20 protein-coding genes are annotated in these 19,382 nt (G+C 75.3%); 10 read left to right on the top strand and 10 right to left on the bottom strand.

What is annotated here, in order from left to right:
* Positions 1-1,879, top strand: a 1,879-nt coding sequence (locus AB0G13_RS22110) for an ATP-dependent helicase C-terminal domain-containing protein (RefSeq protein WP_357877103.1), incomplete at its 5' end; no start/stop codon positions are given.
* A gap of 76 nt (positions 1,880-1,955) precedes the next feature.
* Here the strand turns inward: AB0G13_RS22110 and AB0G13_RS22105 are convergent.
* A complete protein-coding gene (locus AB0G13_RS22105) occupies positions 1,956-2,681 on the bottom strand; it encodes a protein phosphatase 2C domain-containing protein (RefSeq protein ID WP_357877100.1) in 726 nt (241 codons plus the stop codon).
* 228 nt (positions 2,682-2,909) lie between these two features.
* Between AB0G13_RS22105 and AB0G13_RS22100 the strand changes: the two genes are divergently transcribed.
* The 4 genes from AB0G13_RS22100 to AB0G13_RS22085 all read left to right on the top strand — a co-directional run bounded on the left by AB0G13_RS22100 (position 2,910) and on the right by AB0G13_RS22085 (position 7,796).
* Positions 2,910-5,522, top strand: a complete 2,613-nt coding sequence (locus AB0G13_RS22100) for a glycoside hydrolase family 9 protein (RefSeq protein ID WP_357877097.1) — start codon at positions 2,910-2,912, stop codon at positions 5,520-5,522.
* A gap of 154 nt (positions 5,523-5,676) precedes the next feature.
* Positions 5,677-6,207 carry a hypothetical protein gene (locus tag AB0G13_RS22095; protein ID WP_357877094.1) on the top strand — a complete coding sequence of 177 codons (531 nt, stop codon included), beginning with the start codon at positions 5,677-5,679 and terminating at the stop codon, positions 6,205-6,207.
* A 52-nt stretch (positions 6,208-6,259) separates the two neighbouring features.
* The gene (locus tag AB0G13_RS22090) at positions 6,260-7,183 is read left to right on the top strand and encodes a hypothetical protein (RefSeq protein ID WP_357877091.1); all 924 of its coding nucleotides are present in this window, start codon (positions 6,260-6,262) and stop codon (positions 7,181-7,183) included.
* Between the two features lie 79 nt (positions 7,184-7,262).
* Complete coding sequence (locus AB0G13_RS22085) at positions 7,263-7,796, top strand: GNAT family N-acetyltransferase (RefSeq protein ID WP_357877088.1); 534 nt, start codon at positions 7,263-7,265, stop codon at positions 7,794-7,796.
* A 16-nt stretch (positions 7,797-7,812) separates the two neighbouring features.
* On the opposite strand, the gene AB0G13_RS22080 is transcribed toward AB0G13_RS22085, so the two are convergent.
* From AB0G13_RS22080 to AB0G13_RS22065, 4 genes are read right to left on the bottom strand one after another with little or no spacing between them, the layout of a single operon-like run.
* Entirely contained in the window at positions 7,813-8,778 is a 966-nt protein-coding gene (locus AB0G13_RS22080) for a TIGR03885 family FMN-dependent LLM class oxidoreductase (protein ID WP_357877085.1), read from the bottom strand.
* Positions 8,779-8,834: 56 nt separating this feature from the next.
* Positions 8,835-10,247, bottom strand: coding sequence for an NADP-dependent succinic semialdehyde dehydrogenase (locus AB0G13_RS22075; protein ID WP_357877082.1), 1,413 nt, complete (start codon positions 10,245-10,247; stop codon positions 8,835-8,837).
* A gap of 12 nt (positions 10,248-10,259) precedes the next feature.
* Positions 10,260-10,523: a DUF6343 family protein gene (locus tag AB0G13_RS22070; RefSeq protein ID WP_357877079.1), complete on the bottom strand. Its 264-nt coding sequence runs from the start codon at positions 10,521-10,523 to the stop codon at positions 10,260-10,262.
* 51 nt (positions 10,524-10,574) lie between these two features.
* Positions 10,575-11,408, bottom strand: coding sequence for an NAD(P)H-binding protein (locus AB0G13_RS22065; protein WP_357877076.1), 834 nt, complete (start codon positions 11,406-11,408; stop codon positions 10,575-10,577).
* Between the two features lie 137 nt (positions 11,409-11,545).
* On the opposite strand from AB0G13_RS22065, the gene AB0G13_RS22060 reads away from it, so the two are divergent.
* Complete coding sequence (locus AB0G13_RS22060; protein WP_357877073.1) at positions 11,546-12,157, top strand: antibiotic biosynthesis monooxygenase; 612 nt, start codon at positions 11,546-11,548, stop codon at positions 12,155-12,157.
* A gap of 240 nt (positions 12,158-12,397) precedes the next feature.
* On the top strand, positions 12,398-13,252 hold the full coding sequence (locus AB0G13_RS22055; RefSeq protein ID WP_357877070.1) for a GDSL-type esterase/lipase family protein: 855 nt from the start codon (positions 12,398-12,400) through the stop codon (positions 13,250-13,252).
* Between the two features lie 58 nt (positions 13,253-13,310).
* Here AB0G13_RS22055 and AB0G13_RS22050 read toward each other — a convergent pair whose 3' ends face one another.
* From AB0G13_RS22050 to AB0G13_RS22040, 3 genes are all read right to left on the bottom strand, one after another.
* A complete protein-coding gene (locus AB0G13_RS22050; protein ID WP_357877112.1) occupies positions 13,311-14,015 on the bottom strand; it encodes an EcsC family protein in 705 nt (234 codons plus the stop codon).
* A 98-nt stretch (positions 14,016-14,113) separates the two neighbouring features.
* Positions 14,114-14,257, bottom strand: coding sequence for a hypothetical protein (locus tag AB0G13_RS22045; protein ID WP_165947802.1), 144 nt, complete (start codon positions 14,255-14,257; stop codon positions 14,114-14,116).
* A 103-nt stretch (positions 14,258-14,360) separates the two neighbouring features.
* A complete protein-coding gene (locus AB0G13_RS22040; protein WP_357877067.1) occupies positions 14,361-15,203 on the bottom strand; it encodes a peptidase M23 in 843 nt (280 codons plus the stop codon).
* Between the two features lie 419 nt (positions 15,204-15,622).
* On the opposite strand from AB0G13_RS22040, the gene AB0G13_RS22035 reads away from it, so the two are divergent.
* From AB0G13_RS22035 to AB0G13_RS22025, 3 genes are read left to right on the top strand one after another with little or no spacing between them, the layout of a single operon-like run.
* Positions 15,623-16,543 (top strand): PAC2 family protein, encoded by a 921-nt coding sequence (locus AB0G13_RS22035; protein ID WP_357877064.1) that lies wholly within the window; start codon positions 15,623-15,625, stop codon positions 16,541-16,543.
* A gap of 46 nt (positions 16,544-16,589) precedes the next feature.
* Positions 16,590-17,387, top strand: coding sequence for an exodeoxyribonuclease III (locus AB0G13_RS22030; RefSeq protein ID WP_357877061.1), 798 nt, complete (start codon positions 16,590-16,592; stop codon positions 17,385-17,387).
* 28 nt (positions 17,388-17,415) lie between these two features.
* Positions 17,416-17,730, top strand: coding sequence for an antibiotic biosynthesis monooxygenase (locus tag AB0G13_RS22025; protein ID WP_357877058.1), 315 nt, complete (start codon positions 17,416-17,418; stop codon positions 17,728-17,730).
* Between the two features lie 127 nt (positions 17,731-17,857).
* On the opposite strand, the gene AB0G13_RS22020 is transcribed toward AB0G13_RS22025, so the two are convergent.
* Together AB0G13_RS22020 and AB0G13_RS22015 are read right to left on the bottom strand one after the other, a co-directional pair.
* Positions 17,858-18,538: a class F sortase gene (locus tag AB0G13_RS22020; RefSeq protein WP_357877055.1), complete on the bottom strand. Its 681-nt coding sequence runs from the start codon at positions 18,536-18,538 to the stop codon at positions 17,858-17,860.
* Between the two features lie 7 nt (positions 18,539-18,545).
* Complete coding sequence (locus AB0G13_RS22015) at positions 18,546-19,175, bottom strand: hypothetical protein (protein ID WP_357877109.1); 630 nt, start codon at positions 19,173-19,175, stop codon at positions 18,546-18,548.
* Positions 19,176-19,382: the final 207 nt, after the last annotated feature.

The raw sequence follows: 19,382 nt of genomic DNA, 5'->3' as shown, positions 1-19,382 counted from the left end.
GGCCGACCTGCGCGACGCGGTCGCCGTCCTGCCGCTGCACGGCCGGCAGCGCGGCGCCGACCAGGACGCGGCGCTGCGCCCGGCCGACCGGCGGCGGGTGGTGCTGGCGACGGCGGTGGCGGAGAGCAGCCTGACCGTGCCGGGCGTTCGGGTGGTGGTGGACGCCGGGCTGTCCCGGGTCGCCCGGATGGACCTGGCCCGCGGGCTGGGCGCGCTGGTCACCGTCCCGGTCTCCCGGGCGGCGGCCACCCAGCGGGCCGGCCGCGCGGGCCGGGAGGCCCCGGGGCACGTCTACCGCTGCTGGTCGGCGGCCACCCACGAACGGCTGGCGGCGCAACCGGAGCCGGAGATCGCCACCGCCGACCTGACCGGCTTCGCCCTGGAGCTGGCCGCCTGGGGGTCGCCCGACGGCACCGGGCTGGCCCTGCCCGATCCGCCCCCGGCGGCGTCGATGACGGTGGCCCGCGACACCCTCACCACCCTCGGCGCGCTCGACGCGGACGGCCGGATCACCGACCGGGGCCGGGCGATCGCCGCCGTCGGGGCGCATCCCCGGCTGGCCCGGGCGCTGCTCGACGGGGCCGGCCGGGTGGGGGTGGACCGGGCGGCGGAGGTCGTGGCGGTGCTCGCCGAGGACACCGCCGCCGGGCCGGGCGACGACCTGACCGCCGCCTGGCGCCGGCTCCGCGCGGGCGCGGACCCGGGTGCCACCGCCCGCTGGCGCGCGGAGGTACGCCGGCTGCGCGCCGCCCTGCCCGACGCCCCCGCCGCGTCGACGGGGCGGCCCGGCCGGGCAGGCCCGGCCCACGGCCCCGGCGCGGCGACGACGGGCGGCGCCGCCCGGACGCGGCCGAGCGGCGACCTAGGCTCGGCCGGGGACGCGGGCCGGGGCCGACTGACCGACGACCTGGCCGCCGGGCTGCTGGTCGGGCTCGCCCACCCGGAACGGCTCGCCCGGGTGCGTCGGCCGGGCGGCTCGGCGTACCTGATGAGCGGCGGGACCGCGGCGGAGCTGGCGCCCGGGTCGGGGCTGGTGGGCGCCGACTGGCTGGCCGTCGCGGTGGCGGACCGCTCCCCCGGCGCCCCGACCGCCCGGGTGCGGCTGGCCACCCCGCTCGACGAGGCGACCGCCCGGGAGGCGGGCGGGCCGCTGCTGCGCACCGAGCGGGAGGTCGGCTGGGCCGGCGAGGACGTGGTGGCCCGGGAGGTGGTGCGGCTGGGCGCGATCGAGCTGGTCGAGCGGCCGATCACCCGGCCCGACCCGGCGGAGGTGGCGCAGGCCCTGCTGACCGGCCTGCGTCGTACCGGCCTCGGGTTGCTGACCTGGACCCCGGCGGCGCGGGCACTGCGCGAGCGGCTGGCGTTCTGCCGGCACGCGCTCGGCGGCGACTGGCCCGACGTGGGCGACGAGGCGCTGCTGGCCGACGCGCCCGCCTGGCTGGGCCCGGAGCTGGCCCGCGCCCGCCGCCGCGCCGACCTGGCCCGGGTCGACGTGGCCGGGGCGCTGCGCCGCCTGCTGCCCTGGGCGCTGGCGGCCCGGCTGGACGAGGTCGCGCCGGAGCGGATCACCGTGCCGAGCGGGTCGCGGATCCGGCTCGACTACGCCGACCCGGCGGCGCCGGTGCTCGCGGTGAAGCTCCAGGAGACCTTCGGCTGGCGGGACGCGCCGCGGGTCGGCGACGGCCGGGTGCCGGTGCTGCTGCACCTGCTCTCGCCGGCCGGGCGACCGGTGGCGGTCACCGCCGACCTGGCCTCCTTCTGGCGCACCGGCTACCCGCAGGTGCGGGGGGAGCTGCGCGGGCGCTACCCGCGCCACCCGTGGCCGGAGGACCCGACCACGGCCTCGCCCACCCGGCACGCCGCCCCGCGCCGGCGCTGAGCGGGCTCAGGTCGTCACGCCCGTGCGGTCGGCGACACCGTGCGGCTCGCGGCGCCGACCTGCCCGGTTCGCTCGCTCACTCCTCCACGACGTCGGCGACGACCACCGTGACGTTGTCCGGCCCGCCGGCGCGCAGCGCCAGGTCGATCAGCCGGCGGGCGCAGTCCGTGCGGTCCGGGTGCGCGGCGAGCACCTCGGCGATGGTGTCCGGGCGGACGACGTTGGACAGCCCGTCGCTGCACAGCAGCCAGCGGTCCCCGGGCCACGGCACCATCGTCGCGTACGCCGGGGAGACCTCCTCGCCCTGCAACGCCTGGGTGACCACGGCCCGGCGGGGGTGGCTGCTGGCCTGGTCGGCGGTGATCACCCCCTGGTCGACGAGCATCTGCACGAACGTGTCGTCCCGGGTGATCTGCTTGAGCACACCTTCGCGGAACAGGTAGGCGCGGGAGTCGCCGACGTGGGCGAGGGCCAGGCAGCTGCCCGTCCGGGCGAAGAGCAGGGCGGTCAGGGTGGTGCCCATGCCCTGCCGCTCCGGATCCTCTGCGACCGCCTGGTGGATCCGCGCGGTGGCCAGCTCGATGCCGCTCTGCAGTGCGGCCACCAGCGCGTGCTCCGGGGTCTCCACGTCGAGCGGAGCGACCGCCTCGATGGCGATCGCGCTGGCCAGGTCGCCGGCCGCCATCCCGCCCATGCCGTCGGCGACGGCGACGAGCCAGGTGCCGGCGTGCAGGGCGTCCTGGTTCCCACTGCGGATCAGCCCACGGTCGCTCGTTCCCACGGAACGCAGCTTCAGGGTCATGGGTGGCAGCCTGCCAGGCGAAGGGCTCAGTTGTCTCTAGGAGATCGAGACCTCGGCGCGTCGCGCGGCGAATCTCACTGTCCCGGGGCCCTCCGGGCCGGTTCAGCTCCATCCAGTCGGATCGATTGACAGGGTGCCGGAGACACTGGAACCATCGACACAGGCTGGGAGCGCTCCCAGCCTGTCGCCACCCGTCCCCGTCCCCGCAGTCGTCCGGAAGGAACACCCGTGACGCCATCCCGACGCCGCCTCGCGCTGCTCGCGGCCGCGACCACCCTCGCCCTGACCGGAACCACCGCCGGCACGGCCCACGCCGAACCGCCCCCCGACGCCCCCGAACAGATCGACAACGGCGACTTCAGCGCCGGCGTGTCCCCCTGGTTCTCCTACGGCACCGGCGCGCTCGTGGTCACCGACGGCCGGCTCTGCACCACGGTGCCCGGCGGCCTGGCCAACCCCTGGGACGCCGGCATCGGCCAGGACGGCGTGCCGCTGGTCGCCGGGGCCGAGTACACCCTCGGCTTCGACGTCTCCGCCACCCCCGGCACCGCCGTCAAGGCCGTCCTGCAACTGGGCAGCGCCCCCTACACCACGTACGCCAGCGTCGACGCCACCGCCGGCGGCACCGCCCAGCGGGTCGAGAAGACGTTCACCGTCGCCGAGGGCAACCCGGCCGCCCAACTGATCTTCCAGGTCGGCGGCAGCGCGGCCGAACAGACCGTCTGCCTGGACGACGTCTCGCTGCGCGGCGGCGACCCGCCCGAGCCGTACGTGCCCGACACGGGGCCACGGGTGCGGGTCAACCAGGTCGGCTACCTGCCCGGCGGGCCGAAGAACGCCACCGTGGTGACCTCGGCGACCGACGCCCTGCCCTGGCAGCTCCGCTCCGCCGCCGGCGCGGTCCTGGCCAGCGGCACCACCACACCGCGCGGCGTCGACGCCGCCTCCGGGCAGAACGTGCAGACGCTCGACTTCTCGTCGTACCGGACCCCGGGGGCGGGCCTGACGCTGGTCGTCGACGGCGAGACCAGCCACCTCTTCGACATCTCGGGCACCCTCTACGACCGGCTGCGCGCCGACTCCCTCCAGTTCTTCTACGCCCAGCGCAGCGGCATCGCCATCGACGGCGACCTGATCGGCGCCGAGTACGCCCGGCCGGCCGGGCACCTCGACGTCGCGCCCAACAAGGGCGACACCTCCGTGCCCTGCCAGCCGGGCGTCTGCGACTACTCCCTCGACGTGCGCGGCGGCTGGTACGACGCCGGCGACCACGGCAAGTACGTGGTCAACGGCGGCATCGCCACCTACCAGTTGCTGAACACCTTCGAGCGGACCAGGACTGCCGCCACCGCCGGCCACGGCGCGGCCCTCGGCGACAACACGCTGCGGGTGCCCGAGCGCGGCAACGGCGTGCCGGACGTACTCGACGAGGCCCGCTGGGAGCTGGAGTTCCTGCTGCGCATGCAGGTGCCGGCCGGCGAGCCGCTCGCCGGGATGGCGCACCACAAGATCCACGACCGGAACTGGACCGGGCTGCCGCTCGCCCCGCACGAGGACCCCGAGCAGCGCGAACTGCACCCGCCGTCCACCGCCGCCACCCTCAACCTGGCCGCCGTCGCCGCCCAGTGCGCGCGGCTGTTCGCCCCCTACGACGCGGCCTTCGCGAAGCGCTGCGGCACGGCGGCGAAGACGGCCTACGCCGCCGCCAAGGCCAACCCGACGCGGTACGCCAGCCCGACCGACAGCACCGGCGGCGGCGCGTACGACGACACGAACGTCACCGACGAGTTCTACTGGGCCGCCGTCGAGCTCTACCTGACCACCGGGGAACAGCCGTACCTGGCGGACCTGACCGCGTCGCCGCACCACACCGGGGACGTGTTCGACCCGCGCGGCTTCGGCTGGCAGGGCGTCGCCGCGCTGGGCCGGCTCGACCTGGCCACCGTGCCGAACGGGCTGCCGGCCGCCGACCTGGCCCGCGTCCGCGCCTCGGTCACCGCCGCCGCCGACGCACACCTCGCCGAGCTGGGCCGGCAGGCGTACGGGCTGCCGATGCCCGGCGATGCGGGCAGCTACTTCTGGGGCGGCAACAGCAACGTCATCAACAACGCGATCGTGCTGGCCACCGCCTTCGACCTGACCCAGGACGCGAAGTACCGGGACGGCGCGGTGCAGGCGATGGACTACGTACTCGGCCGCAACGCGCTGAACATCTCGTACGTGACCGGCTGGGGCGAGCACGCGGCCGAGAACCAGCACAGCCGGATCTTCGGCCACCAGCTCGACCCGGACCTGCCGAAGCCGCCCGCCGGCTCACTGGCCGGCGGCCCGAACGCCGCCCTCCAGGACCCGTTCGCCGCCAAGCTGCTCGCCGGCTGCAAGCCAATGTTCTGCTACGTCGACGACATCAACTCGTACGCGACCAACGAGGTGGCCATCAACTGGAACTCGGCGCTCGCCTGGATCGCCTCGTTCCTGGCCGACCAGGGTGACTCGGCGGCGGTGCCGGCGCCCACCTGCGCGGCCACGTACACCAACCACGGCGCCTGGCACGGTGGCACGGGGTTCACCGCCCAGGTGACCATCCGCAACACCGGCACCAGCGCCATCGACGGTTGGACGGCCCGCTTCGCCTTCACCGGCGACCAGACGGTACGCGAGGCGTGGCTGGCGAGGGCGACGCAGGCCGGGGCCACGGTCACCGCGAAGAACGAGTCGTACAACGCCCGGATCGCCCCGGGCGGCACGGTCACCTTCGGCTTCAACGCGGTGACCGGCGGCGGCGCCAACCCGGCGCCCGGTCTGATCACCGTCAACGGCGCGGCCTGCACGCTCTCCTGAGCGCGGCGCCCGGCCGGGGTGAGCCGCGCCGCCACCGCCGGAACGTGGTGGCCTCCGCACCAGGGAGGCCACCACGTCCCGGACGGCGGGGACACACGACCCCACCGGGTAAAGGGCTCGCCGGAGGCCTCGGGGCGGCCCTACGGTACGGCGCATGCCCGGTCACCCCCCGCCCGACGTGCACCGGCCCGTGTGGCTGCTGGACGTCGACGGCGTCGTCAATGCCGACCGGCCCGGCTGGGGTGGACCGCCGCGCCGCACCATGGTGTGGTCGGACACCGACCGGGTGTCGTACCGGATCAGGTGGGCGCCCGCTCTGCTCGACCGGATCCGGGGCCTGCACCTCGGCGGCGCGGTCGAGGTGCGCTGGTGCAGCACCTGGTGCCCGGACGCGCACCGGCTGGAACGGCTGTGGCGGCTGCCGCCGCTGGTGCCCGCGCTCGACGCCGACCCGATGCCGCGCGGCGCGGACTGCTGGCCGCTGAAGCGCGCCGCCGCTGCCCGGGTGCTCGCCGAAGGGCGGCGCCTGGTCTGGACCGATGACGAGGCGATCCCGGGACCCGGGGCGGCACGCGACGGGCTGACCCAGGGTGGCCGCGCGCTGCTGATCGCGCCGCACTTCCGGCAGGGCCTCCAGCCCGCGAACCTCGATCTGATCGAGTCCTTCGTCAATGCCACGGCCTGACGCCGTCGATATCGCTGGACCAGAGCTCGGGGCGTACGACAGGGTGGCCGGCATGGACGACGCGGAGCGGCGGGTGTGGGAGCGGCTGCCGGACGGCGCCCGCGCCGCCCTGGCCGGCCTGACCCCGGCGGACCTGCGCACGCTGCTGCTGACGGTGGCGCGGGACCGGGCGGCGGCGGTACGCCCGGCGGACCTGGTCCGCCGCTGGCGCACGGACCGCTTCACCCGGCCGGCGGCGGCCGACCCGCGCGTGCTGTCCCAGGTCGAGGCCCGCCTGTGGCAGCTGTTGCCCGCCGAGTTCACCGGCGTCGACCTCTCCCCCGTCGCCCCGCTCGGCACCTGCTCGGCGGTCGCGCCGGTCAGCCAGAACCGGATCGTCACCACCCTGCGCGCCACCGAGGTGCTCAGCGACCCCACCAACGCCCTCGCGATCGAGGCCGCGGTGCGCCGCCGCGAACAGCCGACCGACGGCGCCGTGCACCTGGCCGCCTGCCACCGGGTGCTGCGGGCGCAGGACTTCGGGCCGACCTGGTCGGCGCACTTCCGGCTCTTCACGCTGGTCTCCAGTGCCCGCGACGGCGGGTCGGGGCGCACCGAGGCGCGACTGCTCACCCTGCACCTGGCGTACTGGCGCGCGGTGCTCGCCGTCCTGCTGCCGCAGTCGGCGGGGACGCGGGTGCGCCTGACCGTGCTCGACAGCCCCGTCGTCGGGGAGCGGATCGCCGACACCGTCCGGCCGGCGCTCGGCCCGTCGGGCGCACCGCTGGTGGACGAGCCGCAGCGCCGGCGCGGCCGGGGCTACTACGTCGACGCGGCGCTGCGGATCACCGCCGGGCGGGACGCGGACGAGGTCGAACTCGGCGACGGTGGCTTCACGGACTGGACCGCCAGGATGACCAGCGACGGCAAGGAACGCTGCCTGATCTCCTGCCTCGCCACCGAGCGACTCACCGCGCTCACCCGCCCGCCCGGCTAGCCGGGCGGGCCGGGGCTGGTCGCGGGTGCCGAGGGAATCGCCACGCATCGAAGCACCTGACTGTAGCAGCATGGCCGTCATGACCGACCAGCGGAGCCCGAACCTGCGTCCCGGTGGCCCCACCGACGCGCCCGCCGTACTGCGGCTGCTCGACGACGCCACCGCCTGGCTGGTGGCGCGGGGTCGCGCCGGCCAGTGGGGCACCGAACCGGCCTCGACCGACCCGCGGCGGATCGCGCAGGCCGAGGCCTGGGCGACCGGCGGCGGGCTGTGGCTGGCGACGCTCGCCGAGCGGCCGGTCGGCGCGCTGGTGGTGGGGGCGGCCACGGAGCACGTGCCACCCGCCACCGAGCCCGAGCTGTACGTGAACCTCCTGGTCACCGACCGGTCGCACGCCGGATCAGGCATCGGCGGCCGGCTGCTGGCGCACGCCGCGGAGCTGGCCCGGCAGCGCGGGCTCGGCCTGCTCCGGGTGGACTGCTACGCGGGCGACGACGGCGCGCTGGTCCGGTGGTACGAGCGGCAGGGCTTCACCGCCACCGACCCGTTCACGATCGAACGCCCGGGCCGCGACCCGTGGCCCGGGCAGGTGCTCGTCCGCCGCCTGTCCTGACCCGCGCCGCCGCCGCTCAGCCGGCGCTGCGCAGCTTCGGCAGCACCTCGGCGCCGAACGTGTCGATGAAGTCCCGCTGCTCCTGCCCGACGTGGTGCAGGGCGATCTGGTCGAAGCCGAGTTCCAGGTACTCCTCCAGCCAGCCGACGTGCCGGCCGAGGTCGGCGGAGACGTTCACGATCGAGGTGACCTTCTCCATCGGCACATCCTGCGAGACCACGTCGAAGTGCTCCGGGGTCTCCAGGTCCCAGCAGACCGGCGGGGCGAAGACGTTGCTGCGCCACTGGTCGTACGCGAGCCGCTCGGCCTCGACCTGCTCCGGCGCCCAGCTCACATGCACCTGCAGGTGCAGCGGCCCGCGCCCGCCGGCGTCCCGGTACGCGTCGATCATCTGCCGCAGATGCGCGGTCGGTGCGTTCACGGTGATCAGCCCGTCCGCCCACTCGGCGCACCAGCGGGCGGTGGCCACGCTGACCGCCGCCCCGATCAGCGCCGGCGGCTGCTCCGGGCGGGTCCACAGCTTCGCCCGGTCCACCCGCACCAGGCCGTCATGGCTGACCTCCTCGCCGGCCAGCAGCGCACGGATCACGTCCACGCACTCGCGCAGCCGGGCGTTGCGGAGGTCCTTGCGCGGCCAGGGGTCGCCGGTGATGTGCTCGTTGCTCGCCTCGCCGGTGCCGAGGGCGGCCCAGAACCGGCCCGGGTACATCGCCCCGAGGGTGCCGATCGCCTGGGCGATGATCGCCGGGTGGTAGCGCTGCCCGGGGGCGTTGACCACCCCGAACGGCAGGTCGGTGGCCTGGAGCGCGGCCCCCAGCCAGGACCAGGCGAAGCCGGACTGGCCCTGCCGCTCGCTCCAGGGCGCGAAGTGGTCCGAGGACATGGCGGCGTCGAAACCGGCCCGCTCGGCGTGGATCACCGCCTCCAGCAGGGCGCGGGGATGGATCTGCTCGTGGGACGCGTGGAAGCCGAACACCGTCATGGCGTCACTTCGTACCCATGACGGCGTCCGGCTACGCCGACGAACCCGGAGGTGGGCTATTCCGCGTGCGCGCCGGCGCCGGTCGAGGCGGCCCCCTCGCCCACCCAGACGGTCTTGGTGTTGCAGAACTCCCGCATGCCGAGCGCGGAGAGCTCGCGGCCGTAGCCGGAGTTCTTCACTCCGCCGAAGGGCAGTTCCGGGTAGGACGTGGTCATCCCGTTGACGAAGACGTTCCCGGCGTCGAGGTCGGTGGCGAAGCGTTCCTGCTCCTGCGGGTCGCGGGTCCAGGCGTTGGCGCCCAGGCCGAAGGAGGTGCCGTTGGCCACCTCGATCGCCTCGTCGTACGACGACACCCGGTAGAGGCCCGCGACGGGCCCGAAGACCTCCTCGGACCACATCCGCATCTCCGGCCTCAGGTCGGTGACCACGGTCGGCGGATAGAACCAGCCGGGGCCGGCGGGCGGCTCGCCGCCGCAGAGCACGGTGGCGCCCTTGTCGACCGCGTCCCGCACCTGGGCGTGGATCTCGTCGCGCCCGCCCTCGCTGGCCAGCGGGCCGACGTCGGTGTCGGGGTCCATCGGGTCGCCGACCCGCAGGGCCGACATGTTCGCGGCGAACTTCTCGGCGAAGGCGTCGAAGACGTCGGCGTGCACGATGAACCGCTTGGCGGCGATGCAGGACTGGCCGTTGTTCTGGCAGCGGGCGGTGGTCGCGACCTCGGCGGCCCGGTCCAGGTCCGCCGACGGCATCACCACGAACGGGTCGCTGCCCCCGAGTTCCAGCACGGTCTTCTTCAGCTCCCGGCCGGCGATCTGGGCGATCGACCGGCCGGCGCCCTCGCTGCCGGTCAGCGTCGCCGCGCGCACCCGGGGGTCGCTGAGCACCCGGTCGACCTCGGCCGAGCCGACCAGCAGGGTGGTGAACGCCCCCTCCGGGAAACCGGCGCGGCGGAACAGGTCCTCCAGCAGCAGCGCGGTCTGCGGCACGTTGGAGGCGTGCTTGAGCAGGCCGGTGTTGCCGGCCATCAGGGCCGGCGCGGCGAAGCGCAGCACCTGCCACAGCGGGAAGTTCCACGGCATCACCGCGAGCACCGGCCCGATCGGCTGGTAGCGGACGAAGGCCCGGGTGGCCTTGACGGCCCCCGCGTCGGCGGGCTCGTCGGCGAGGAAGTCGGCCGCCTTCGCCGCGTAGAAGCGGCAGGCGGTGGCGCACTTGGTGACCTCGGCCCTGGCCGACGCGTACGTCTTGCCCATCTCGGTGGTCATCAGCCGGGCGATCTCGTCGCGCTCGGCCTCCAGCAGGTCGGCCGCCGCGTTCAGCCAACGCCCACGCTGCTCGACGGTGGTGCCGCGCAGCTGTCGGTACGCCAGGTCGGCCCGCTCGATCGCGGCGTCGATCTGCTCCGCCGACATCGGGTCGTAGGTCTTGAGCGTCTGTCCGGTGGCGGGGTTGGTGGTCGCGATGGGCATCTCGTACTCCTGTCACTCGAAGAGTGAGTGGCGGGCGCCCGGCTCCTCCCGGCGGCGGGCGGCGCGGCGGCGCTGGATGATGATCAGATCGACCACGGCCACCACCGCGAAGACCACGCAGAGGACCCCCAGCCACCCCAGGTCGGCGTTGAACGCCAGCACCGCGAAGACGGTCATGGTCACCAGCCCGAACCCGGCGAGCAGGAGCCGCAGGTTGAGCGCGCTGTAGGCGTGGCCGACCGTGCCACGGGCGCGCCGGGGCTGCGATCTCGTCATTGCACGGGCCTACCCCCGATCGCCCCGCTTAACCCGCCCCGGTCGGTCGGCTCACCCGCGAGCCCCGTCGGTGCGCCAGGCGCCCCGGGCGGCCGCGTCGGCGGCGTACGCCGTGAAGTCCTTCGGCGCCCGCCCCGTGACCTGCCGGACGGTGCCGGTCGGCTCGGCGTCGCCGAGCTCCCGCAGCGCGGCGAAGGCGGCGATCTCCGCCTCAAGCTGCGCGGGCGGCAGGCCCAGCGGGGCCATCGCGGCCCGGTAGTCCTCGGCGGCGCCGAGATGGCGGACCGGGCGCCCGGCGGCCCGGGCGATGATGTCGGCCGCCTCGCCGAAGGAGAGCGCGCGGGGGCCGGTGATCTCGTGGACCCGGCCGTGGTGACCCTCGCCGGTGAGCGCCGCCACGGCCACCGCCGCGATGTCGTCGGCGTCGACGAAGCCCTGGCGGGCGTCCCCCACGGGCACGGCCACGGTGCCGGCGAGCACGGCGTCGCGGAAGAAGCCCTCGTCGAAGTTCTGGTTGAACCAGTCCGGCCGCAGGATCGTCCACTCGACGCCACAGTCGCGCACCAGCTTCTCGGCGGTCAGCAGCCGCTCGTCACGCATCGCCTCGATCGCCCGGCTGGACAGCAGCACGACGCGCCGCACGCCACGCTCGACTGCCAGCCGGACGAACGCCGGATCCACCGGCACGTCGTGCGGGGCCATCAGGTAGAGGCGGGACGCGCCGGCCACGGCCGGCTCCCAGGTCGCTGGCGCGGCCCAGTCGAAGCGGACGGCGCCACGGCGCGACGCGGCCCGGACCGGCAGGCCCGCGTCCGACAGCCGGTGCGCCACCCGCCGGCCGGTCGAGCCGGTGGCGCCGAGCACGAGGATGTCGTCTGCCCTCATGGGCCCAGTCGACCACCGACCTCCGACAAGTTCCCGGCGCGGCGGGCCGGTGGGCCGCGTCACCCCGCCGGTGGGGTGCGTTACACCGGCGGCCCGTGAGCCTGTCGAACGGGCTCCGGCCGGAGAGGATGGCCGGTATGACGATGACCCACGCGCTGCCGGTGACCGTCGCCGTCGCCCGGCGCACCGATCCCGCCCGGACCAGCGAGATGGTGGCCTGGATGCGGGCCGGCACCGCGCTGGCCGAGGCGTTCCCGGGGTTCCTCGGGTCCGGCTGGGTGCGCAGCGCGCCCGGCTCCGGCGAGTGGCACGTCATCTACCGCTTCGCCGACCCCGAGACGCTGCGCCGCTGGGAGGAGTCCCCGCAGCGGCACTGGTGGCTCTCCTCCGCGCAGGGCATCGTCGAGCACACCCGGGTCGAGCGGCGGACCGGCATCGAGGGCTGGTTCGACCCGCAGTGGGAGCAGGTGGTGGAGACCGTGCCGGTCGGCGCCGAGCCGACGGTGCCGCCGCCGTCCCCACCGCGCTGGAAGCAGGCGGTCACCATCTGGCTGGCGTTCTTCCCGCTCAGCCTGACCGCGACACTGCTCACCAGCCGGTACCTCCCCGACGTGCCGCTGGCCGCCCGGGTGCTGATGATGACCCTCACGCTGACCCCACTGATGACCTACCTGGTGCTGCCCCGGATCACCCGGACCCTGCACTGGTGGCTGCACGGCCAGCGCGCGCCCTGGCGCCCGGCCGGCTGACCCGCGCCCGGCGCGCTGGCCCGCGCCCGGCGCAGCTGGCCCCGCCCCGGACGCTGACCCCCGCCCCGCATCGCCGGCCCCGCCCGGCACGCTGGCACGCGCCTCAGACGCTGGCCGCCTAGCACGCGGACGCGCGGCGGAACAGCCCTCTGCCGCATAGTCGACAGCGGCGGGTTGCCCCGCCATGCCCGCGCTTAGAGTTACCGCGCTGTCGCTCTCCGCTGCGGGACTGGGGATGGTATGCCTCGACGCTGGGTCACCGTGGCCGCCTGCCTGCTGGCGCTGGTCGCGCTCGCCTGTGAGGGTGGCGGCGGGGAGCCGGGCTCCCGGCCGCCACGGGCGACGCCGTCAGCCGGCGTGCCCGGCGGCATCGCCGCCCTGGGCGACTCGATCACCGCCGGCTTCGGCTCCTGCCTGGTGCTCGTCTCCTGCCAGCGCAACTCCTGGTCCACCGGGGACGGGCTGCGCGTGGACAGCGTCTACCGGCGGCTGCTCGACCGGAACCCGGCGATCCGGGGCCGGGCGCACAACCACGCCAGCCCCGGGGCCCGCGCGGCGGCGCTGGAGGGGCAGGCCCAGCGGGCGGTACGCGACCGCGTCGACCACGTCACCGTGCTGATCGGCGCCAACGACGTGTGCCGGGGCGGCGTCGAGGCGATGACCCCGGTGAAGCAGTTCCGCGCCGAGGTCGACCGCGGCCTGCGGGTGCTGCGGCAGGGCCGGCCGAAGGCGCGGGTGCTGGTGGTGAGCGTCCCGAACCTGCACCGGCTCTGGGAGGTCGGGCACACCGACGCGCGGGCGGTACGGGCCTGGAAGCGGGGCGTCTGCCCGGCGCTGCTGGCCAACCCCACCTCGACGGATCCGCTCGACCGGGCCCGCCGGGCAACCGTCCGGGAGCGGATCGCCGACTACAACGCCCAGCTCGCCGCGGCCTGCCGGGCGTACGGCTCGCGATGCCGGCACGACGGCGGGGCGGTGCACCGGGTGCGGTTCGACCTGACGCTGGTCAACCCGCTGGACTGGTTCCACCCCAACGCCGCGGGGCAGGATCGCCTGGCCGACGTGGCGTGGCGCGCCTCGGGCCTCGGGTCCTGACCCGCCGGCCGGCCGCACCGACCCTCACGGGCCGGGCGGCGGCGTCGGCAGGCCCGGCCTAGGTCAGGGGCCGGCGAGGCTCGGGGACGGCGGGTCCGCCGTACTGGCGGTAGAGGGCGCGGGAGCGCCCGGCGAGATCCTTGGTGGCCGACGAGTTGGCCCAGGTGCCGAGGACGATCGCCGCGCCGGGCACCATCTTGGCGAAGACGCGCTTCGCCGCGCGCACCCCGGCCATCTGGGCCAGTCGCACGCCGAGGCGCAGCATCACCTTGCCGAGCGGGTTCTGCCCGCCGCCGCCGAAGAGGGCCCCGGCGCGCTCCCGACCGGCGGCCACCCCGAGCGCGAGCCGGGCGCTCTCGGCGACCTTGTGCACCTTCTGCAGCACCAGCAGGTCGGTGGCCCGGTCGCCGTGCAGCGGGTCGACGCCGTACGCGGCGGCGACGTGCAGCACCATCCGGGCCTGGGTCCAGGCCAGCACGCCGACGTCGATCACGGCACCGGGCAGCCCGGCGGCGCCCGAGACCGCCCCGGAGAGCCGGGCGTGGTTGACGAACTTGCGTACCGCCTGGTCCGCCAGGGCCTCGGCGGAGACCCCGGGCTGCTCGGCCCGGGCCCGCGCGGCCCACTGCGCCGCCTCCGGCCCCAGCCGGCGTACGGCCTCCAGGGCGAGGTGCTCCGGGGCGTACTGCGGGTCCTCCCGCATCCGGTCCCAGAGCTTCAGCGGCGGCGCCTCGGTGGCCTCCTGCGTCGGTGCCGGGGCCACGGCCGGCGGCTGCGGTCCTCCGGCGACGTGCCGGTCGTCGGCGGGCGCGGAATCGGTCACTGGGTCTCCCGGGGGTCGGAGAGGTCGTCGGTGACGGGTCAGCGGCGGTTCTGGAGCTTGGCCGCGAGGCCCCTCAGCTTCTGCTGGGTGCCGGGCTTGGCCAGCTCGCGACGGCCACGGTCGACCATCTGCTGACCCTTGGGCGAGCGCAGGAAGGTGCTGATCCGCTGCATCAGTGACATGTCGTCCTCCAGTCGGTGGTGCCTGTTCCATGTGTACCTCGGAGCGACAACACATGTACCCCGGATGCCCGAACCGCAACCGTCCACTGTGGTCGGTGAAAGCCTACTGCCCGGCCTCCAGGCACGCCGCGACGACCTTGGTGGCGCGCCACTCGTGCTTGGCGTAGTGCTCCGGGTAGGCCGAGATCTGCACCGCCTGGGCGGCGTCGGTGAGCCGCATCTGCTGCCAGCCGGGCACCTGCGCCAGCGCGGAGAGGAACTGCCGGGTGGCGAACTCCGGGTCCATCAGCTCGCCGACCTCGCCCCAGCCGCTGCTGGAGCGCTGCTGGAACAGCCCGACCGAGTCGTGGTCCCACCCGATGCCCTGGTGCGGGTACTCGCGGGACTCGGGGAGCACCCCGCTGGCCACGTTGTAGAGGTTGCTCTCCTGCATCGCGGTGGCGACCGCGATCACCAGCGCGCGACGGGGCATCCCCATCTTGCGCCCGGTCCGCACGATCGCCTCGGCGTTCTCCATCTGGGCGTTGTCGAGCCCGGCGACCGGAGCGGGGTCGACCGGCTTGCGCGTGGTCTTCTTCGGCGCGGGGGTGGTGGTGTCCGGGTCGGCGGCGCGGGTGGGGCTGGCGGGGGCGGAGGCGGGGACGCGCTCCAGGCTGCGGGAGGCCGGGTCGGCCTCGGCGCGCTCGGCGAGCGCGGAGGGGGCGGCGGCCGGGGCCGCGTCGGCGGACCCGTCCCGCGCGCCCTGGGCGACGGCGGTCAGTCCGAGGCAGCACAGCACGCCGGTGGCGAGGGCGATCCGGGCGCGGGCCGGCCCGCGCGTCAGCAGGTGGGCGTACGCCCCGGCGGCGCGGAGGGCGGCTGACCGAACGGACGAGGGGGTATCGTCGGAACGGTCCACCGGGTCACCGGGGGCGATCTGGTCGTCGAGGGTGGGGTCGTCACGCATCAGCCGAGGCTAGGCAGGTCGGCACCCCGATCACCTGGGGTGATCTCGTGGCTTTCCTCACGATATGGGCCGGCTCCGGTGGACGACCCTGCCGCCCCGGGCAGCCCCGGGGACGGACCTCGCGGACCGGTCAGACCTCCGGGTCACCCCGGGCTGCCCCGGCGCGGTCGGAACGCGGACAAACCCCCGACGCCCGGCCCATGATCCCCAAACTCCCCCGTTCGACCGATAGCCTGGTCATCCTGACGGGCATCCTTCGTCGCCCGACGATGGGCTTGCGGGCATACGCCCGATTACCGGTCACGTGACGACCCGCGGCGGGGCGCGGCGAGGAATGCACGAGGATGGCGGGTACGTTCCCCGAACCGGGTGCCGTCCCGCACGGCGACCCGTACGCACGACCAGGGAGGTCCGCACCGGTGCTCGACCCACACGAGCTCTACGAGCTCACCGACGATCTGCCCGACCTCGGTCAGCCGGTCCTGATCCAGACCCTCACCGGCTTCGTCGACGCCGGCAGCGCCACCCGCCTGGCCAGGGAGCAGCTGCTCACCTCGCTGGACGCCCGCCCGATCGCCCGGTTCGACGTGGACCAGCTCTTCGACTACCGCTCGCGCCGCCCGGTGATGACCTTCGTCGAGGACCACTGGGAGTCGTACGACGCCCCGGCGCTGGAGCTGCACCTGCTCCACGACGACGACGAGACCCCCTTCCTGCTGCTCACCGGCCCGGAGCCGGACCTGCAGTGGGAGCGCTTCGTGGCCGCGGTGGCGGGGATCTCCGCGCGGCTGGACGTCCGGCTCACCGTCGGGCTCAACTCGATCCCGATGGCCGTGCCGCACACCCGGCCCGCCGGGGTGACCGCCCACGCCACCCGCCGCGAGCTGATCGCCGGCTACGAGCCGTGGTTGCAGCGGGTGCAGGTGCCGGGCAGCGTCGGGCACCTGCTGGAGTACCGCCTCGGCGAGCAGGGCCGCGACGCCCTCGGCTTCGCCGCCCACGTGCCGCACTACGTGGCGCAGACGGAGTACCCGGCCGCCGCCGAGGTGCTGCTCGCCTCCGTGTCCCGCAGCACCGGGCTGCTGCTGCCCCGCGACGGGCTGCGCTCGGCGGCCGAGGTGGTCCGCGTGGAGATCGACCGGCAGGTCGCCCAGACCGACGACGCCGCCCAGCTGGTGCAGGCCCTGGAGGAGCAGTACGACGCGTTCGCGCGCGGCCGGGGCGAGAAGAACCTGCTGGCCGCCGAGGCCGGGCCGCTGCCCACCGCCGACGAGCTGGGCGCCGAACTGGAGCGGTTCCTGGCCGAGCAGACCCGCCCGGGCGACACCCCGGGCAACTGAGAGCGCCGGCTCGCCCGGCGCGGCCGGAATGGGGCAGGCTGGTCACATGCGTCTGGCGACCTGGAACGTGAACTCGGTGAAGGCCCGCCTGCCCCGGCTGCTGGACTGGTTGGCCGGCACCGGGCCGGACGTCGTCTGCCTTCAGGAGACGAAGTGCCCGGACGGCGCCTTCCCGGTGGCCGAGGTGGGCGAGCTGGGCTACACGGTGGCCAGCCACAGCGACGGCCGGTGGAACGGGGTGGCCATCCTGTCCCGGGTCGGCCTGGCCGACGTGGTGGTGGGCTTCCCCGGGGAACCGGGCTTCCCCGATCCGGAGGCCCGGGCCATCTCGGCGACCTGCGACGGGGTCCGGGTCTGGTCGGTGTACGTGCCGAACGGCCGCGCCCCCGACGACCCGCACTACGCGTACAAGCTGGCCTGGTTCGCGGCGTTGCGGGACGCGGTGGAGGCGGAGCTGACCGGCGGCCTGCCGCTGGCGGTCTGTGGTGACTTCAACGTGGCGCCCACCGACGCCGACGTCTGGGACCCGGCGGTGTTCACCCACTCCACGCACGTCACCCCGGCGGAGCGGGCGGCCCTCGCGGCGCTGCGCGACCTCGGGCTGGCCGACGTGGTGCCCACGCCGATGAAGGGCCCGCACCCGTTCACCTACTGGGACTACCGGGCGGGGATGTTCCACCAGAACAAGGGCATGCGGATCGACCTCGTGTACGCCTCCGCGCCGTTCGCCCGGGCGGTCCGCTCGGCGTACGTGGACCGGGAGGCGCGCAAGGGCAAGGGCCCCTCCGACCACGCGCCGATCGTGGTCGACGCCGACCTGGTTCCGGCGGTCGAGTCGTTCTGAGCCCGGGCGTCGTGGCTAGGGTGGAGTCATGGCAGTCGTGAAGATCAACGCGATCGACGTCCCTCCCGGCGCGGGCGAGGAGTTGGAGAAGCGGTTCGCCGCCCGGGCCGGGGCGGTGGAGAACTCCCCCGGCTTCCTCGGCTTCGAGCTGCTGCGCCCGGTGGCCGGGGAGAACCGCTACTTCGTCTACACCCGCTGGGAGACCGAGGAGGCCTACCAGGCCTGGGCCGCCGGCCCCTCCCGCGCCGCCCACGCCGGGACGGGCGAGCAACGCCCCCCGGTCGCCTCCGGCGCCACCCTCCTGGAGTTCGAGGTCGTCCAACAGGTCCCCTCCCGCCCCTGACCCCCCACCCCTCTCCCCCCTTCTCGATGCGTCGATCATGGGGTTGGCGGCGAAGTCGATCTCCCGCGCTGCCGCCAACCCCATGATCGACGGGGCGGGCCGGCAGGGCGGGTGGGCCGGGTGGGGGTCAGGGGGTGCGGGTGGAGGAGAGCAGGGTGGCGAAGGCGATGATGTTGTCGGCGTAGCCCGTCCGGCCGCCGAGCCAGTCGCCGCCGCAGGTGATCAGGCGCAGGCCCGGGGGGCCCTCGTCGCCGTAGACCCGCTCCGCCGGCAGCCGGTCCTTGGGGAAGTGCTCCACGGAGTCGACCCGGAACACCACGACCGAGCCGTCCGCCCGGGCCACCTCGGCGGTGTCGCCCGGACGCAGCTTGTGCAGGTCGTGGAAGACCGACGGGCCACGCTTGGTGTCCACGTGCCCGACGATGACCGACGGGCCCGGCTCACCCGGGGTCGGGCCCCGGTCGTACCAGCCGGTCTCGTCGGCCCGCTCCAGCGGCGGGACGGCGATCGACCCGTCCCGGGCCTGGCCGACGGGAGCCACCGGGGCGGACACCTTGATCGCGGGAATCGACAGGCGCACCGGCCGGCTGGCCGCCAGCGCCCCCCTCTCGCTGCGGGCCGGCCGGTCCTGCCCGCCGCCGGCGGCCCAGTCGAACGGCCCGGCGGTGCGCCCCAGCCCCGCGCCGGTGGCGAAGACCCCGGCCAGCACCAGCACCACGGCCAGCGGTACGGACCAGGGGCGGCGTCCGGGCGGCCGTGGGCCCCGGGCCGCTGCGGCGGCCGGCTTCGGGGCGGGCGTGGTGGCCATGACCGGCTCAGCGTCGGGCGGCGCCACGGACGGTACGCGGACGGCGCGCCGCCCGGACCGCGAGCACGACGCCGGTCACGGTCAGCGCGAGGCCACCCGGCAGCAGCAGCCCGCCGGTGACGCCGCCGGCGCCCCCGCCGAACCCGGTCGCCGGGCCACGACTGGGCTTCACGGCCTTGACGACCTGGAGCATGGTCGAGGCGGTCTCGCCGTCGCGGCACTCCAGCTTGATCCGGTAGTTGCCGGGTCGGGTGCGCTCCCGCACCATCGGGGCGGCGGTCAGCGTGCTGCCCTGCGGCTGCACCTGCACCCGGCCGAAGGCGTCCGAGACCACGGTGGCGGGGACGGAGTTGTCCCGGCAGCTGGCCCGGATGCCCACCAGGAAGCCGGGCTCGACCGTGCTCGGGCTGACCTCGACGAAGACGTCCGGCCCCGGCGGCCCCGGCTGGGGCGCGCCCGCCCGCGCCAGCGAAGCGACGCCGGACGGCAGGGACGACAGGGCGACGCCGGACGGCAGAGCGGCGATGGCAGGCGGCAGCGCGACGGTGGACGGCGGGGCGGCGGGGGCCGGCGCGGCCGCGAGCAGGGGACCGACGACCACGGTCGCGATCGCCAGCGCCACACCGCCGCGGTGCACTGACACGACGCCCCCTCCCGGCGCGTTGGGGCAGTGCCGGGCAACACCAGACACCCGATCTGCCGTACGGGATGGATCCTCTCATCCCCGGGCGAACATCACATCCGATTCGGCGCGATCGTCGCGTACCCTCGGGTCGTTGTGACCTTCACCGACTCCCCCGCCGCCGCCCCCGCGCCCGCCGCCCGGACGATCCGGACCTTCCAT

The sequence above is a fragment of the Micromonospora sp. NPDC023633 genome, from assembly GCF_040640035.1.
Taxonomy (GTDB): Bacteria; Actinomycetota; Actinomycetes; order Mycobacteriales; family Micromonosporaceae; genus Micromonospora.
Note: the sequence above shows the minus strand (reverse complement) of the source record. Positions and strands in the feature narration are given on the sequence as shown.